This window comes from Micromonospora sp. BS32 (assembly GCF_059089345.1).
The window spans coordinates 152213-165595 of the sequence record NZ_JBSSHR010000010.1; the positions used below are offsets into that span (position 1 = coordinate 152213).

The window sequence follows — 13383 nt, forward strand, 5'->3', positions numbered from 1 at the left end:
ATCCCGCCAGCCCCCGAAGGCGAGGGGGTGCTGGCCCTACCTCAGCCCATCCGCCCGACCGCCGCTCGCAGCCGGGCGAGGTCGCGGCGCCGCCGCTCGTACGTGGCGGCGAGCGCGATCAGCGCGAGTCCACCGAGCCCCAGGTAGACCCACCGGGGCAGCAGGTCCCAGTTGCGGGCCAGCTCGTGCAGAGCCAGCAGGGTCAGCGTGCCGCCGCCCACCATGACCGGGGCCTGCCAGCGGCGGGTGGCGCCGGCGAGCACCGCCACCAGCGCGACCGCGCCGAGCAGCAGCCGCCGCCAGGGCTGCGGATCGGGCGCCGTCAGCACCGACACCAGGCTGGGCAGCAGCCCGGCGGCGAGCCCGGGCCCGAGCGCCGGCCAACTGGTCAGCCCCTCCCGGGTACGCACCGCCACCACGCCCGCCACCAGCGCCAACCCGGCCGCCGGCACGGTGTACGCCTCCAGCAGGACCACGCCGCCGGCCGCCAGGAGCAGCCAGGCGCCGAGCAGCTCGCTGCCTCCGGCGATGCCGGCGAGGGCCCACCGCCCGGCGGTGGACTCGCCCCGGCGGGGCAACCGCAGCGCGACGGCGGCGCCCCAGAGGACGCAGACCGCGGCGGCGTGGCGCGGCGCCGCGGCGGTGAGCAGCAGGGCCACCAGCGCCACCGCCTGGGCGGCCGCCTCCATCGCCCCGCGTGCCGGCGGAAAGCCGCGCCCGACGCGCCGGCCCAGCAGCGGGGCCGCGAGGAGCACCGCCACCGCCACCGCGAGCGCGGCGAAGCCGGCCGTCCGCGTCGGCAGCCCGGCGGCCAGCGGCGCGGTCACCGCGAGGCAGGTCGCCGCGGTCACCGTCGCCAGCCAGCCCAGCAGCCGGATCTCGGGGCGGCGCCCGGCGGCCCCCACCACCGCCGCGGCGACGACCAGCAGCGCCAGCCCGGCCAGGGTGCCCGCCCGGGTGGCGAGCAGCCCGACCAGTCCAGAGCCGGTCCAGACCACCCCGACCGGCACCGTGACCAGCTTGAGCGGCGAGCCGGCCACCGGAGCGGGGGCGCCGGCGGCCGGCACCGGAAGGGACGTCTCGACGGCCGGGGCCGGCGCGGTCCGCGTCGCACCGGCCACGGCCGGACCGGCGAGCGCGGCGAGAAGCAGCGCGCCGACGCCGGTGAGCAGCACCGCCGCCGACACCGTCGGCCAGGGCGCGCCGGCGGCCACCAGCAGCACCGGCAGCGCCGCCGCCGCGAAGGGCAGGGCGGCCAGCCCCGGCAGCGCCCGGCCACCGGCGGCCCGCCGGGCGACCAGGGCGGCGGCGGCCGCCAGCACCAGCAGGGCGGCGGCCACGGCCGGCGCGCCCGGGACGGGCCGCGTGGCGGGCACCCCCGCCCAGGGCAGGACCGGACCGCCGTACGGGGAGACCAGCGCCCCCACGCTGACCGGCGCGGCGGCCAGCACCGCCAGCACCGCCGACCCGCCCCCGATCAGCCGCCCGACGACGAGCCCCCGGTCGGCCACCGCCAGCGCCAGCGCGGCGAGCGCGGCGTAGAGCGCGACCGGCTCCCGGCCCGGTACGACCAGCGCCGCCGGGGCGAGCCCGGCCAGCGCGACGGCGAGCGCGGTGGAGGCGTACCCGTCGAGGTCGGGGCGGGTCCGGCGGACCGCGAGGAGCGCGCCGAGCAGCACCCCGGCGGCGGCCAGCGCGCCGCGGAGCTGCCACCAGGACGGCGATCCGGCCGCGTGCAGCGCGACCACCGTCCCGACCGGGACGGCGAGCAGCCCGGCGACCAGGGCGAGCCCGGCGGCCCGGTGTTGCACGGCGCTGCCCCGGCGGGCCACCACCGGCGCGGCGAGCCCGACCGCCAGGACGACGCCGAGCGTCGCCAGCGTGCCGCCCGGGGTGGCCAGTCCGACGAGCAGCCCGTGGCCGAGCAGGACGCCGCCGGCCAGCGAACCGGCGAGCGCGGTCGGGGCGCGGCGTCCCGGACGCAGGGCGGTCAGCAGCAGTCCGGCGCCGGCCAGCAGGTCCAGGGCGAGCGCCGCCGGCCAGGGCGTGGCCGCGACGGCCGGCAGCGCGGACGCGGTCAGCGCCACACCGACCACCGTGGCCACCGGGCGGGCCGCCCTGGGCAGCAGCAGCATTACCGCTGCCGCGGTCAGCGCGACGGTGATCGGAAGCTGCCACCCCCAGCCCAGCTCGGGGCCGGCTGCCGCGCCCCGCCACGGGGGCAGCGACCGGGCCGCCGCGCCACCGGCGAGCAGCGCGGTGGCCAGTACGCCGACCTGGGCCAGCACGCCCACGACGATCAACGCGCCGACCCGGGGGCCGGAGCGGAACCGGGCCGGCAGCAGCCGGACCGCGCCGGCCGCCCCGATGCTCACCACCCCCGCGGCGAGCAGCAGGAACCCGGCGCCCAACTCGGCCACCGGCCGGAGCAGCGCGGCGGCCAGCAGCGGCACCAGCAGCCCGGCCGCCACCGGCCGGAACGGACCGCCGGCGACCCGCGCGGCGCCGAGCAGCACCACCCCGACCAGCAGCAGCGGCAGCCCGGCCAGCAGCGGCTGCCCGGCGGCCCGGCCCCAGGCCAGCGGCACCAGCGCGGTGCAGGCGGCGAGCGCGGACGCGACGCCGAAGCCGAGCCAGGCCAGCACCCGCCCGGCGGCCACCGTCGATCCGCCGCGCGGGTCGGCGACCGGCCCCCCGCCGGCCGCCGACCCCCCGTGCCACGCCCCCACCGCGCCGCGCAAGGCGACCACCACCCCGAGGTCGAGCAGCGCCACCCCGAGCAGGACCACCGTCCAGCCCGTCACCCCGGGCCGGGCCGCCACCGCCGCCAGCGGCAGCACCGGCTGCGCGACCAGCAGCGCCGCGAACCACGGCACCGTCAGCCGGCTCAGCCGGGCGTACCCGGCGGCGACCGCCGCGCTGGCCCCCCCGACCAGCGCGGCGTACCGGGTGGCCGGCCAGCCGGCCGCGCCGAACAGGTTCACCGACCAGGCGGCGTTCCCGTCGAGCACCACCAGCAGCAGCCCCACCGCGGCGAACGTCTCGGCGGTGCCGCGCAACCCGCGCCGCATCGCGACCAGCGGCACGGCCAGCATCAGCGCGGTGAACGCGGCCAGGATCAGCGCCCGGCCGGCCACCCCGACGGCGGCCCAGGCGACGGCGGTGAAGACCATCGCCGCAGTGCCGAGCAGCAGTCCACCGAAGACGAAGAGCAGGCTCTGCACCGTCAGGGTGGAGGCCTCCGGCCGGCCGGGCGCCGCCGGCACCGGACGGGGCACCGGCGGCACCGGTGCCGGCCGGGTGGGGACCTCGACCCGGACCCGGGCCGCCAGCTCCGCCCGGCGGCGCTGCGCCGCGAGCAGCCGCGCCGACGCCTCCTGGTACGCCCCGCGGGCCCGCTCCACCTCCCGGCCGAGCGCGACGATCTCCCGGTCCAGCCGGACCACCTCGGCGGCGGGCGGGTACGGCGGCCGGCCGCAGCCGGAGCAGCCGCGGATCAGGTCTGCGGGCGCGCCGCAGCCGGGGCACGGGTAGGCGGTGTTCTCCACCCGGTCATCGTCACGGCCGGCGCAACCCCGGCCCAGAGTGCGCGTACCTAGGTGCGGGTGTTCTCGTGCACCCAGGCCGCGTACGCCGGTTCGCCGCATTCGACCCGGGTCACCAGGATCTCCGGCACGTCGTACGGGTGGGTGGCGCGGATCTGGTCGACCAGCGCGTCGGCCCGGTCGGGGGTGGTCTTGAACTGCACGGACCACTCGGTGCTGGTCTCCACCCCGGACCGCCACCAGTAGGTGCTGTCCACCTGACCGCCGACCTGCGCGCAGGCCGCCAGTCGCCCGGCGACCGCCGCGGCCGCCAGCAGGTCGGCGACCGAGCGCGCGTCCACCACTGTCGTCACCACGCAGATCTGCTCCACGGAGCGACCCTACGCGGGCCCGGTCCCGCTGCGGTCGGCCCCGGCGTCCGTGTCGCCGGCGACGCCGTCGCGGTTGGCGGCGATCCACGCGTCGATCCGGCCCCACCAGTCGAAGAGCCAGTCGATGCGCTTCTGCCGGTCGACCGGGACGTCCTCCGGGGGCACCGACCAGAACCGCATCACGATCCGCTTGTCCATCGGCAGTTCCCGCCACACGTCGGTGACGGTGAGCATCCGGTCCAGCCCGGTGTGCGCCACGAAGATCACCCCGGCGTCCGGGGCGGCCTCCAGCGCGGCGAGCAGCCCGCCGGGCTGCGGCGCGAGGACGTGCTGCATCCGCTCGGCGCGCAACGCCATCCGCTCCAGGCCGAGCGCGCGCAGCCGGGCGATGGCCCGCAACCGGCGACCGGGGGTGAAGTTGCCGCCCTCCGGAAAGATCACGAACGCGTCGTCGTCGTCCAGGTCGGTGGCGAGGTGTGCGATCTGCCGGACCGAGGCGTCACGGCCGTCACCGGGGGCGATGAACCGGTTGGGCAGCCGGTTGAGCAGTACGTCGATCGCCGGGTCCCACTGGAGGCTGGCCTTGAGCACGATCCGCGGCTCGCGATGGAACCAGTTGACCAGGGCGTGGATCAGGATGAACGAGTCGCCCGGGCCGGCGTGCCGGCAGAGCACCAGCTCCGGCCGGCCCGGCAGGGCCGTGTCCGGGTCGGTGCCGACCACGTCGATGCTGAGCCGCAGCGTCCACCGGGCCTGCCAGAAGAGCACCTGGAGGAAGCGGCCGGCGAGCACGTAGTGCGCGCGTTGGAAGGCCGGCGACCGCTTGCGCCAGCCGAAGCCGGAGGCGAGCCAGAGCACGAAGAGCGCGATCAGCGCCGCCGCGTCCCAGACCAGGTAGACCGCGCCGATCCAGAGCAGCCGCAGCGGTCGCAACCGGCCGGGGACGAACGGCGAGACGGCCAGGGCGAGCAGCGCCCAGACCGGCACCGTGGTCACCACGGCGACCGCGAGCAGCACCACGCCGGGGGCGATCAGCAGCCGGCGCAACCACCACGGTGGCAACGGCATCAGCGGTCCAGCTCCGCCAGATAGCGGCGGGACGCGGTGTACGCGCGGCTGATCCGCCGCCCCACCGCCGCCATGTCCCGGTACGCCCACGGGCTGTCGTCGCGGGGTTCCAGCCCACCGGTCGGCAGCACGTGCACCTCCACCCCGTCGGGCAGGGCCGACATCTCCCGGGCGAACCGGTGCCGGCGGGCGATCTCGAACGCGACCTGGGCGATCTCCCAGGGCCGCCGGGGCGGCGTCAGCTCCCGTTCGATCCGGCCCACCTGCAGGACGAAGATCCGCCGGGCGCCCGACACGACCGCCTCGCCGATCGGGATGGAGTTTACGATCCCGCCGTCGATGTAGTGCTGGCCGTCGATCCGGGCCGGGGGCAGCAGCCCCGGCACCGAGGCGGAGGCGAGCACCGCCGGCACCACCGGTCCGCTGTGGAACCAGTGCTCGGCGGCCCGCTCGATGTTGGCGGCGCAGCAGCGGAACGGCACCTTCAGGTCGGCGAAGGTGGTGTCCACGCCGAGTTCGCCCTCCAGCAGCTTGCGCAGCGGCCGGGGCGAGTGCAGGTGGGTACGGGCGGCGAAGCGGCGCAGCTGCCGGGCCACCGAGTCGCCGTACACCTCGCTCGCCTCCGGGGAGGCCCAGAGCCGGACCAGCCGGTCGGTGACCGCCTCGGACGGGTCGGCGGCGACCAGCGCGCCGTTGACCGCGCCGATCGAGGTGCCGAGCACGATGTCCGGCCGGATCCGGGCCCGGAACAGGGCGCGGAGCATGCCCACCTCGACCGCGCCCAGCACTCCCCCGCCGCCGAGCACGAACGCCACCGGACCGCCACTCATGTCGTTCATCCTGGCACGTTCCCGCCGGGCCGCCCGGCGCAGCCGCTGGCCGCCGGGCGGGATGGCGGGCGGTGAGACGACCGGCGCGGAGGGTGACCGGAGAAGGGGACGGCCGTTGACACGACGGACACATTCTTGCAACCTGACACCACCCCCGACCCCAGGCAGGTGCGATCACCGATGGCAGCGCTGCACGCCGGCCGGTTGCTGGCCCGCAGGTACCGGCTCATCGACCGGATCGGGGCCGGTGGCATGTCGGTGATCTGGCGGGCCCGCGACGAGGTGCTCGACCGGGTCGTCGCGGTCAAGGTCCTCGCCCCGTCGCTCGCCGCGGACGCCCGGTTCCGGGACATGGTCCGCGAGGAGGCCCGCTCCGCGGCCCAGCTGGTGCACCCGCACGTGACCTCGGTGCACGACTACGGCGAGACCCTCGCCCCGGACGGCGCGATCACCTCGTTCGTGGTGATGGAGCTGCTCAGCGGCGAGGAGCTGGAGCACCGGCTCACCGAGGGGCCGCTGCCCTGGCCGCAGGCGGTCGAGGTGGGCGCCCAGGTGGCCGAGGCGCTGGCCGCGGCGCACCGGCTCGGCATCGTGCACCGGGACATCACCCCGGCCAACGTGATGATGACGCCGGTCGGCGCCAAGGTGCTGGACTTCGGCATCGCCACCCAGGTCGGCGCCCCGGACGAGGACGAGGACGGCGGCACCTTCGGCACCCCCGCGTACGTGGCGCCGGAACGGCTGGACGGGGCCCCGGCCCAGCCGTCCACCGACGTCTACTCCCTCGGCGTGCTGCTCTACGAGACGCTGACCGGCCGGCCCCCGTACCCGGCGGACACCTGGGAGCAGCTCGGCGCGGCGTTGCAGGCGGAGGAGCCGCTGTCGCTGGACGACGTACCCGGGCTGCCGCCCGCGGTGGCCCGTACCGTCCTGTGCTGCCTGGCCAAGGACCCGCGGGCGCGGCCCACCGCCCACCGGGTGGCGGCGGCGCTGCGGGACCAGCTGCTCCCCGGCGATCCGCAGGCGGCCACCATGCTCGCCCCGACGGTCACCCTGCCGGCGCTGGCCGCCCCCGCCGCCGCGCACCCGCCGGCGGAACCGGACGCGCCGGCCACCCGCCGGCGGCCGTTGCTGGTCGTCGCCGCACTGGTGGCGGTGACCACGGCGGCGGCGCTGGTCGCCCCGAACCTCGTACCCGACGGCACCACCCCGCCGGCCGCCCGGCCCACCGGCGCGCCGGCCGCCGACCCGCCGACCCCGCGCGGGCAGCCGTGGTCGGCCCCGCCCCCGTCGCAGCCGGCGCCGACCGGCGGCGCGCCGTCGTCGGCCCGACCGCGGCCGGCGCCGGACGGCGGACAGGGCGCGGGCGGGCTGACCGAGGCCGCCGGCCGGCTGCGCCAGCTGATCGACGACGGGGTCCGCACCGGCGACATCCGCGACGACGTGGGCCTGGACCTGCGCAACGTGCTGGGCAACCTGACCCGCGAGGTCGCCGACGGCGACTCCGACCTGGCCACACCGGTGGCGCTGCTGCGGGAGAAGGTCGTCCGCCGGGTCGACGAGGGCGGCATCGACCCCGGGTACGCCCGGACGCTGGACGCCGCCATCCTTCAGCTGGGCGCCACGCAGGCCTGAGGTCAGTGGGCGGCGATCGGTTCCCGGGCCGGCACCGCGGCCAGCGCGAACCGCCGGTACACCTCCTCGTAGCCGAGCGCCATCCGCTCGATGGAGAAGTTCCGGGCCGCGTGCGCCACGCAGGCCGCCGGGTCCAGCCGGACGACCTCGCGCAGCGCCGCCGGCAGGTCCTCGGCCCGGTCCCGGACCAGGCCGGTCACCCCGTCGACGACCAGTTCCGGCACCGACCCGCGGCGCAGCGCCACCACCGGCGTACCGGTCGCCATCGCCTCCACCATCACCATGCCGAACGGCTCCTCCCACTGGATCGGCATGACCAGACAGCGGGAGTCGACCAGCATTCGCAGCGTCGCCGCCCGGTCGGCGTTGAACACCACGGTGACGTCCTCGTCCAGCAGCGGCTCGACGACCTCGGCGAAGTAGCGGCGCTCCGCGGGCTCGTTGCACTTGCCGGCCAGGACCAGCGGCAGCCCTGCCGCGCGGCACGCCCGGATGGCCACGTCGGGGCCCTTGTCCGGGCTGAACCGGGCCAGCCAGAGCACCGGCCCCCGGCCGGGGGCCGCCTTACGCGGCACGTCCCGGATGTCCATCGCGTTGTGCACCGTGCCGACCCAGGGCAACCCCGGGTTCATCCGGCGCTGGGCGTGCGAGATCGCCACCAGCCCGACGCCGTCGTCGGTGTCGCTGAGCACCGTGCCGTACTCGCCGACCGGGTTGCCGTGGACGGTGGCCACGGTCGGCACGGCCCGCCGGCCGGCCAGCAGCGGCCCGATGGTGGTGTGATCGTGGACGACGTCGAAGTCCGCGGCACTGACCAGGTGGTTCACCCGGGCCAGGTGGGCCAGCTCGGGCAGCGCCTCGCCCAGCCGCTCGTACTGCAACTCCGGGACGGTGGAGACGAAGTCGGCGGCGGTGCCGTGCTGGTGGCCGGCGCCGAAGAGGGTGACCGCGTTGCCGCGGGCGATCAGACCGTCCACCAGACCGTGGACCACCTGTTCCAGACCCCCGTACCCGGGCGGTGGCACGGAGAGCCACGGCGGGATCACCATGGCTATCCGCAGCGGCCGCTCGGGCAGGCGTTCCGATGGACGGTGGGTCACGGCCACGAGTCCTCCCCGTTGGTCCCCGGTGAGTGGGATCGGGGGCGATTTCCCCGTCCCACCAGTGGTAAACGGACGACTCGACTCATCCGGTGACGGCCAGCCGGTCGTCCACGGCCCGTACGCCGGGGGCGGACCAGGCGACCCGTTCCGCCTCGTCCCGCTCCCACCAGGAACGGACCGTCCCGCCCAGCAACACCGTGTCCCCGACCAGCTCGACGGTGATCTTTTCGGTGCCGGCCCGACGCCGCAACGCCCGGCGCAGGTCGTGCGCGGTCTGCTCGGCGCTGGCCGGGGCCGGCGAGACCACCTCGACCAGGTTCGTCACCCCGCGTACGCCGCGCAGCCGGCGCAGCTCCTGTTCGGCGGTGCGCCGCTGGTAGCCGAACTCCACCTCGCCGCGGAGCATCAGCCAGCCGGCGGAGACCGTCACGTCGATCCGCTCGGCGGGCACGAAACTGTCCCACTCCAGGGCCCGGATGGCGGCGAGCGCGAGTTCCGCGTCGTCCTGGCTGTCCAGCCCGGGCAGGCGTACCTCCAGGTCGTCGGCGACCGCCCGGACCCCGCGTACCCGGTGGGCGCAGCGCTGGGCCGCCCACCGGCGGGCGTAGCTCTCCACCCGGCCGGTGAGGGTGACCACGCCGTCGGCGACGCTGACCCCGATCTCGGTGGGCTGCGCCTGCGGATCCCAGTCCAGCTCCTCCAGGACGTCCCGCTGGATCTCCGGATCGGTGCGGGTGCCCAATGCCGTCGTCATCGCGTCCCCTCCTGTCGGCTCCTGCCGACGATGGCCCGGGCCGGGGTGAGACCGGTTCACCCGGGACGGGTGAGGCCTGGCGGTCGCGAAAAAAGGCGGCGGGTGACGGCGCCAACCCCCTTGGCTCCGCCACCCGCCGCCCCGGAGGAGGCAGGTCTGTTCGTTATGACGTCTCAGCGAGCGTCACGGTTGCCGTCGCCGCGGATCCGTTTCGCTTGTAGGTCACCTCGACCCGGTCGCCGACCTTTCCGGCCTGGACGGCACCGACCAGATCGTTCGAGTCGTTGATCACCTTGTCGCCGAACTTGGTGATCACATCGCCCCGCTGGAGGCCCGCCTTCTCGGCGGCGCTGCCCGGGGTGACCGCCGCTACCAGCGCCCCGCCGTCCTCGGCGGCGTTGACGCTGACCCCCAGCGACGGGTGGCTGACCTTCTCACCGCGCTGGAGCTTCTCGGCGACGTCCTTGGCCTTGTTGCTCGGGATGGCGAAGCCGACGCCGATGTTGCCGCCGCTGCCCTGCCCGGCGGTGGCGATCGCGGTGTTGATGCCGATCACCTCGCCGCGGGTGTTGACCAGCGCGCCGCCGGAGTTGCCCGGGTTGATCGGGGCGTCGGTCTGGAGCAGGCCGGAGATCGAGCTGGCGGCCTGCTGCGGGTTCTGCTGCTGGCCGTTCTCGCCGGCCTGGATGGTCCGGTCCCGGGCGCTGAGGATGCCGGCGGTCACCGAGCCCTGCAGGCCCAGCGGGCTGCCCAGGGCGAGCACCTGGTCGCCGACCTGCATGCCGTCGCTGTCGCCGAACTTGGCGGCCTTGAGGTTGCTCACCCCGCTCGCCCTGACCACGGCGAGGTCGGTCTTCGGGTCGGTACCGACGATCTTGGCCTGGGCGGTCTTGCCGTCGGCGAAGACCACCCGGACGGTGTCGCCGGAGGCCGAGGCGACCACGTGGTTGTTGGTCAGCACGAAGCCGTCGGCGCTGAGCACCACGCCGGAGCCCTCGCCGTTGTCGGTGAGGATGGAGACCACGCTGTCCTGCACGGCCGCCGCGATCTTCGGCAGGTCGGCGCTGTTGATCACCGGAGCCGCCGAGTAGGTGCGGGTGATGCCGCCCGAGTCGCCGTCGACGGCCAGGGCGAGCGCGCCACCGGCCACGCCCGAGCCGAGCATCAGGGCGAACACGGCCACGCCGGCGCCGACGAACTTCGCCACCTTGGAGGGACGGGGGCCCGGGCCGGCGGCCCAGGGCGGGACCGGCTGCCCGGCGTGCTGCGGGGGCACCGGACCGGCGGGGCCCTGGCCGCCCGGGTAGCCGGCGGCCCAGCCGGACTGCTGCCCGGGCTGGTAACCGGCGGCCGGGTACTGGCCGTGGGCCGGGTAGGGCTGGTAGCCGGGCCGGTAACCCTGGTCGCCACCGGCCGGGTACGGCGCAGCAGAGGCTTGGGCGCCCGGGTACGGCGCGGCGGAGGTCTGGGCGTACGGGGTGCCGGCGGCCGGGGCGCCCGGCGCGTACGGCGAACCGGAGGCGGGCGGGTAGGCCGGGGTGCCGGCCGGCTCCCCCGCGGCGCCGGCGACGTCGCCCGGTCGGTCGGCCGGGGTGGCCGGGAAGGCGGCGGTGGTGTCGGACTGCCCCTGCTCGACGCGGGGCTGCGCGGCGGTGGGGTGCGACGGCTCGGCGTCGGAGGCGGCCGGCCGCCGCTGGGGGTCGGTCTCGAACTCGGTCATGCGTCCAGCTTCTCCCGTCGCTCTGTCACCAGCCTGGAACCAGCCTGGAAGTTTTCTGAAAGTCACTCCGCCTCGACGCCCGTGTCCGGCAGCAGGGGCAGCCGGACCCGGAAGGTCGCCCCGCCACCCGGGGTGTCGGCGACCTCGACCATGCCGTGGTGGGCGGCGACCAGCGCGGCGACGATGGCCAGCCCCAGCCCGGTGCTGGTGATCCCGCTCGCCCGCCGGGTACGCGCGGCGTCGGCCCGGTAGAACCGCTCGAAGACCCGCTCGGCCTGCTCGGGGGAGAGCCCCGGGCCGGTGTCGGCGACCTCGACCACGGCCAGGTTGCCGGGCTCGGTCCGCAGCCGCAGGGTCACCGACGCGTCGGGCGGAGTGTGGGTGAGCGCGTTGGTCATCAGGTTGCCGATCACCTGCCGGAGCCGGGCGTCGTCCCCGTGCACCACCAGGGGGCCGGAGCCCGGTTCGATCTCCAGCTCGATGCGACGCTCCGGGGCGACCACCCGGGCCGCCTCGACGGCGTCCGAGGCGAGCACCGGCAGCTCCACCGGGGCCAGCGAGAGCGGACGCTCCCGGTCCAGCCGGGCGAGCAGCAGCAGGTCCTCAACGAGCAGTCCCATCCGGGCCGCCTCGTCCTCGATCCGGCGCAGCAGGTCGGCGGTCTGCTCCGGGGCCCGGGCGGCCCCCTGGCGGTACAGCTCGGCGAAGCCCCGGATGGTGGTCAGCGGGGTACGCAGCTCGTGCGAGGCGTCCGCGACGAACTGCCGCATCCGCTCCTCGGACCGCCGGGCCCGCGCCTCGGAGACCTGGGCGGCGTACGCGGCGTCCCGGGCGCTGGACTCGGCGGACCGGGCGGCGGTCTCGGAGGCGGCCCGCGCGGTGAAGGCCGCCTCGATCTGGGCCAGCATCGCGTTCAACGCCCGGGAGAGCCGCCCCAGCTCGGAGGTGGCGCAGGGCTGCCCCTCCTCCGGGTCCGGGACCCGGCGGGTGAGATCGCCACCGGCGATCGCCGCGGCGGTGCGCTCGATCTCCACCAGCGGCTTCAGGCTGGTCCGGACGATGGCCGCGCCGACCGAGGCAAGCAGGATCAGCACCGCCCCGCCGACCAGCAGGTCTATCCAGACCAGCCGCTTGACCGCCAGGTCGACGTCGGTGAGGTGCTGCCCGACCGCGAGCACCCGGCCGTCGGGCAGCTCCCGGTAGAGCATCCGCCAGCGGTCCCGGCCGTCCTGGGAGCGGACGGTGAACGGGCCCCCCTCGTCCGCCCGGAAGCCGGCCAGGTCCGCGGGGACCGCCGGCAGGTCGTCCTGTTCCAGGTTGGGGTCCCACCCGATGAACCGGGTCTCCTGGTCGTTGGCGAGCGCCACGACGTAGTCCGTGGGCAGGGTGGCTGAGCTGGCGCTGCCGTTCTCCAACGCCGGCAACACCCGGCCGCTGAGGTACTCGCTGGCCCCGCGCAGCTCGCCGTCCACCTGCCCGACCAGGTAATCGCGGAGGAAGTACGTGGTCAGTGAGCTGATCACGACCAGCGCGGCGGCGACCAACGCCAACACCGAGGCGACCAGCTTGACCCGGAGCGGTACGCCGCGGAGCTTGACCTTGGCCTCGTCGACGACGCTCACGCCGCCGGCTTGCGCAGCACGTAGCCCACCCCGCGCAGCGTGTGGATCAGCCGGGGCTGGGTGTTGTCCACCTTGCGCCGCAGGTAGGAGATGTACGACTCGACGATGTTGTCGTCGCCCCGGAAGTCGTAGTTCCAGACGTGGTCGAGGATCTGCGCCTTCGAGAGCACCCGGTTGGCGTTGAGCATCAGGTAGCGCAGCAGCTTGAACTCGGTCGGCGAGAGCTGCACCCGCTGGCCGGCACGGTGCACCTCGTGGGTCTCCTCGTCCAGCTCGAGGTCGGCGAAGGTGAGCCGGGAGGGCGCGTGCTCGCCGGTGGCGGTGCGCCGCAGCACCGCCCGGATCCGGGCGGTCAGCTCCTCGAGGCTGAACGGCTTGGTGACGTAGTCGTCGCCGCCCAGGGTCAGCCCGCGGATCTTGTCGTCGGTGGCGTCCCGCGCCGTCAGGAAGACCACCGGGGTACGCGTGCCGCCCTCGCGGAGCATCCGGATGACCTCGAAGCCGTCCAGGTCGGGCAGCATCACGTCGAGCACGACCAGATCGGGGCGGTGGTCCTTGGCGGCGCTCAGCGCCGCGCTGCCGCTCATCGCGGTCGCCACGTCGAAGCCGGCGAAGCGCAGGCTGGCGGAGAGCAGTTCGAGGATGTTGGGATCGTCCTCGACGACGAGCAGTCGCGCCTCGGTCTGGGTAGCGGCCATGCCCGCCATCATCCGTGACGTCGCTGCGCCGGCGCTG

The 13383-nt window shown here is 76.0% G+C and carries 10 protein-coding genes; 1 reads left to right on the top strand and 9 read right to left on the bottom strand.

Translation table 11 applies throughout. The features are described 5' to 3' along the window. Positions 1 to 41 precede the first annotated feature (41 nt). From AC5RWQ_RS17225 to AC5RWQ_RS17240, 4 genes are read right to left on the bottom strand one after another with little or no spacing between them, the layout of a single operon-like run. The gene (locus AC5RWQ_RS17225) at positions 42 to 3548 is read right to left on the bottom strand and encodes an SCO7613 C-terminal domain-containing membrane protein (protein ID WP_494283722.1); all 3507 of its coding nucleotides are present in this window, start codon (positions 3546 to 3548) and stop codon (positions 42 to 44) included. A 47-nt stretch (positions 3549 to 3595) separates the two neighbouring features. After that, positions 3596 to 3916 (bottom strand): divalent-cation tolerance protein CutA, encoded by a 321-nt coding sequence (gene cutA / locus AC5RWQ_RS17230; RefSeq protein ID WP_334494147.1) that lies wholly within the window; start codon positions 3914 to 3916, stop codon positions 3596 to 3598. A 9-nt stretch (positions 3917 to 3925) separates the two neighbouring features. After that, on the bottom strand, positions 3926 to 4984 hold the full coding sequence (locus tag AC5RWQ_RS17235; protein WP_494283723.1) for a 1-acyl-sn-glycerol-3-phosphate acyltransferase: 1059 nt from the start codon (positions 4982 to 4984) through the stop codon (positions 3926 to 3928). Further along, the gene (locus tag AC5RWQ_RS17240; protein WP_494283724.1) at positions 4984 to 5814 is read right to left on the bottom strand and encodes a patatin-like phospholipase family protein; all 831 of its coding nucleotides are present in this window, start codon (positions 5812 to 5814) and stop codon (positions 4984 to 4986) included. Before AC5RWQ_RS17240 ends, AC5RWQ_RS17235 begins: the two co-directional genes overlap by 1 nt. A 180-nt stretch (positions 5815 to 5994) precedes the next feature. Here AC5RWQ_RS17240 and AC5RWQ_RS17245 point away from each other — a divergent pair, with 180 nt between their 5' ends. After that, on the top strand, positions 5995 to 7449 hold the full coding sequence (locus AC5RWQ_RS17245; RefSeq protein ID WP_494283725.1) for a serine/threonine-protein kinase: 1455 nt from the start codon (positions 5995 to 5997) through the stop codon (positions 7447 to 7449). A gap of 2 nt (positions 7450 to 7451) precedes the next feature. Here the strand turns inward: AC5RWQ_RS17245 and AC5RWQ_RS17250 are convergent, their stop codons facing one another. The 5 genes from AC5RWQ_RS17250 to AC5RWQ_RS17270 form a co-directional block, all read right to left on the bottom strand. Continuing rightward, entirely contained in the window at positions 7452 to 8555 is a 1104-nt protein-coding gene (locus AC5RWQ_RS17250) for a glycosyltransferase family 4 protein (RefSeq protein WP_494283726.1), read from the bottom strand. A 79-nt stretch (positions 8556 to 8634) separates the two neighbouring features. Further along, entirely contained in the window at positions 8635 to 9306 is a 672-nt protein-coding gene (locus AC5RWQ_RS17255) for a BON domain-containing protein (RefSeq protein ID WP_494283727.1), read from the bottom strand. Between the two features lie 163 nt (positions 9307 to 9469). Then, a complete protein-coding gene (locus AC5RWQ_RS17260; protein ID WP_494283728.1) occupies positions 9470 to 11026 on the bottom strand; it encodes a S1C family serine protease in 1557 nt (518 codons plus the stop codon). 62 nt (positions 11027 to 11088) lie between these two features. Further along, complete coding sequence (locus AC5RWQ_RS17265; protein ID WP_494283729.1) at positions 11089 to 12648, bottom strand: sensor histidine kinase; 1560 nt, start codon at positions 12646 to 12648, stop codon at positions 11089 to 11091. Then, a complete protein-coding gene (locus AC5RWQ_RS17270; RefSeq protein WP_242794193.1) occupies positions 12645 to 13346 on the bottom strand; it encodes a response regulator transcription factor in 702 nt (233 codons plus the stop codon). Before AC5RWQ_RS17270 ends, AC5RWQ_RS17265 begins: the two co-directional genes overlap by 4 nt. Between the last annotated feature and the right edge of the window lie 37 nt (positions 13347 to 13383).

Bases quoted from the DNA above. Each gene is read 5' to 3' on its own strand.
- AC5RWQ_RS17270 (WP_242794193.1), bottom strand. From the start codon at position 13,346: ATGGCCGCTACCCAGACCGAGGCGCGACTGCTCGTCGTCGAGGACGAT.
- AC5RWQ_RS17235 (WP_494283723.1), bottom strand. From the start codon at position 4,984: ATGCCGTTGCCACCGTGGTGGTTGCGCCGGCTGCTGATCGCCCCCGGC.
- AC5RWQ_RS17255 (WP_494283727.1), bottom strand. From the start codon at position 9,306: ATGACGACGGCATTGGGCACCCGCACCGATCCGGAGATCCAGCGGGAC.
- AC5RWQ_RS17245 (WP_494283725.1), top strand. From the start codon at position 5,995: ATGGCAGCGCTGCACGCCGGCCGGTTGCTGGCCCGCAGGTACCGGCTC.
- AC5RWQ_RS17240 (WP_494283724.1), bottom strand. From the start codon at position 5,814: ATGAGTGGCGGTCCGGTGGCGTTCGTGCTCGGCGGCGGGGGAGTGCTG.
- AC5RWQ_RS17260 (WP_494283728.1), bottom strand. From the start codon at position 11,026: ATGACCGAGTTCGAGACCGACCCCCAGCGGCGGCCGGCCGCCTCCGAC.